The following is a 2,550-nucleotide window of genomic DNA, read 5'->3' as shown; positions in this document are numbered from 1 at the left end:
CTGAAGAAGACGAAGCTGGCGCCGTTCGTCAACAAGTGCCTGAAGCACCGCGCGCCGGACCCGGCCTTCCACGCCATGCAGGGCCACAACGAGGATCTTTCCAAGGCGATGTACATCGCCTGGGGCACGGTCTTCAGCACCGGCAAGGTCGATCACAAGCTCAAGGAGATCATCCGGGTACAGCTCTCCCGGGCGGCCGACTGCAACTACTGAGGCAACGTCCGCTCTGCTTCGGCGAAGCAGATGGGCCTCACGGAAGAGCTGATCGACGAGGGCATCGAAAACTGGCGCGCGAGCGGCAAATTCACCGATGCCGAAAAGATCGCGCTCGAATACAGCGAGCTGATGCAGTTCCACCCCGGGAAGATTGACGCGGCGTTCTACGAGCGGCTCCGCGCGCACTACACCGATGAGCAGATTGTCGAGCTGGGCTCCTACATCGGCTTCAACGTGGGCTATCACACCTTCTTCCGCACGCTGGATTTCTATCCCATGTTCTCGCCCGACGGCCGCCTCGTGAGCCAGGAGGAATCGCGCGAGATCTACGGCGCCCAGCCGGTCTCGCACCTGCGCGGGCCGATGGAGCGCGCCCAGGCCATGGCGAAGGATGAAAACGGCCAGACAAACGGCCATTCGGAATAGGGAGTAGTGGGTCCGTTTGCCGGGTGGCTCCTTGGTGTCATTCCGAAGGAGCGCGGGGTGGGACCCGCAGCGACGGAGGAATCTGCTGTGGAAAAGCAGATCCCTCGCGCCGGGCACCCCGGCGAATCGGAGATTCGCGGGAGGCCCTCCACCGGGGGGCCCGCCCCAGGCGCTCGGAATGACAAGAAAAACAAGCAAACTGACCCACTACTGAATAGGGAGATATCATGCCGATCATCGAACCGCTCGATGCAGACAAGGTGGGAGAGAAGGGCTGGAAGCGCATTCTCGCCCAGTGCGAGGAGGTGGGGGCGCCGGACGATCTGTTCCCCCGCATCATGGCCCATGCCCCCGGCTATGCGAAGGCGCTCCACGACGCGATGCACATGTCCCACGCCGAGGGGAATGTGGATCACAAGCTCAAGGAGATCATCCGGGTGCAGCTGGCCCGGAAGGCGCAGGACCCCTACTTTGCGAACCTTCGATCCCAGAAGGCGAAAAAGGAAGGCCTGACGGAAGATCGCATCGAGGCGGGCTGCGGGGATTTCGAGAACGACCCCCGGTTCACCGATGCCGAAAAGTGGGCGCTGCGCTACGCCTGGCTGATGTACCGGGAGCCGGCGAAGCTGAAGAAGGATTTCTACGACGCGGGCAAGAAGCACTACTCCGAGGCCCAGATCATGGAGCTCGGCGGCTTCATCGCGCTTCACTACGGCCTGCAGGTGTTCATGCGCACGCTGAAGGCTTTCCCGCAGCACGATCCCGAGGGGAATCCGGTGAGCCAGGAGGCGTCGGAAAAAATCTACGGCTCCCGCGTGCCTTCCTAGCATCCGGCCTCGCATCCGGCCTGGTATCTAGGAGACACCGGCAGTTTTTCGGGCGCCTCCCCTCGCGGGGGGCGCTTTTTGGTAGTGGGTCCGTTTTTTTTCTTGTCATTCCGAGCGCCGGAGGCGCGAGGAATCTGCTTTTCCACAGCGACTGAGGAATGACACCACGGGTCCGTTGTGCAAACTGACCCACTACCCGTTTTTTCTGGTAGACGCTCCCCGGGATGTGGCTTACGCTTGGGTGAATATTCGTTTGAGAGGAGACGCCCGATGCCGGTCGTGAAGGTTTCCGGAGAGGTGGAGATTCACTACGGCGTGAGCGGGGAGGGTCCGCCCCTGCTGCTTATCAGCGGAACGGGCCACGACCGCTCGCTTTGGGGGAGTCAGTATCCCGTTTTCGCGAGAGAATTCCGGTGCATCCATTTCGACAACCGCGGCGTTCCGCCGAGCAGTGTTCCGCCGCCCGGCTACTCCCTCGCCGACATGGCGGACGATGCGGCGGCGGTGCTCGATGCGGCGGGAGTGGGGAAGGCCCACGTCATGGGCTTTTCGATGGGCGGGCACATCGCCCAGCAGCTGGTGCTCCGGCACCCCCAAAAAGTAATGAGCCTGGGAATTCACCACACCTGGAGCCGGAACTCCCCCCGGCTGGAGGCGTTTCAGAGCTACCGCAAGGTGCTCGCCGAGCGGGGCGATCGGGAAACGCTGGCCGAAATTTCTATTTTGGGTCTTTTCTCCCACGATTATTACAACGCGCACCCCGATGAGATGGCGAAGAAGAAAAAGGCGCTGATCGAAAGCTCCCCGCCGATGGAAGGGTGGATCGGCCAGCTCGACGCTTGCCTCAAAGGGGATGTCTCCGATCAGATTCATAAGATAAAGGTGCCCACGTTGGTGACGGCCTCCAAGCGCGATCTGATTGTGGGCTGGCACCAGGCGGTCGAGCAGCACGAGCGGATCGCGGGCTCGAAACTGGTCATCCTGGAGGAGACCGGGCATGTGGCGCTGGTCGAGTCGCCCGGGGAATTCACCGGAATCTGTCTCGATTTTCTCCGCTCGCTCTAGGGGGGCGGCCCGAAAG

Annotated in this window: 4 protein-coding genes; all 4 read left to right on the top strand. The window is 62.1% G+C overall.

Annotated elements, in window-relative coordinates; genetic code table 11:
- Nucleotides 1-213 (top strand): hypothetical protein (locus O2807_14530; protein ID MDA1001719.1); only part of this gene is annotated, 213 nt, incomplete at its 5' end.
- A gap of 30 nt (nucleotides 214-243) precedes the next feature.
- Nucleotides 244-642 (top strand): hypothetical protein, encoded by a 399-nt coding sequence (locus O2807_14525; GenBank protein MDA1001718.1) that lies wholly within the window; start codon nucleotides 244-246, stop codon nucleotides 640-642.
- Between the two features lie 227 nt (nucleotides 643-869).
- Nucleotides 870-1,469 (top strand): hypothetical protein, encoded by a 600-nt coding sequence (locus O2807_14520; protein ID MDA1001717.1) that lies wholly within the window; start codon nucleotides 870-872, stop codon nucleotides 1,467-1,469.
- Nucleotides 1,470-1,739: 270 nt separating this feature from the next.
- Nucleotides 1,740-2,534, top strand: a complete 795-nt coding sequence (locus O2807_14515; GenBank protein MDA1001716.1) for an alpha/beta hydrolase — start codon at nucleotides 1,740-1,742, stop codon at nucleotides 2,532-2,534.
- Nucleotides 2,535-2,550 lie beyond the last annotated feature (16 nt).

It is taken from the genome of bacterium (assembly GCA_027622355.1).
Taxonomy (GTDB): domain Bacteria; phylum UBA8248; class UBA8248; order UBA8248; family UBA8248; genus JAQBZT01.
The sequence above is the reverse complement of the archived record's forward strand: the minus strand, read 5'-3'. Positions and strand labels throughout refer to the sequence as shown.

Bases quoted from the DNA above. Each gene is read 5' to 3' on its own strand.
- O2807_14525 (MDA1001718.1), top strand. From the start codon at position 244: ATGGGCCTCACGGAAGAGCTGATCGACGAGGGCATCGAAAACTGGCGC.
- O2807_14520 (MDA1001717.1), top strand. From the start codon at position 870: ATGCCGATCATCGAACCGCTCGATGCAGACAAGGTGGGAGAGAAGGGC.
- O2807_14515 (MDA1001716.1), top strand. From the start codon at position 1,740: ATGCCGGTCGTGAAGGTTTCCGGAGAGGTGGAGATTCACTACGGCGTG.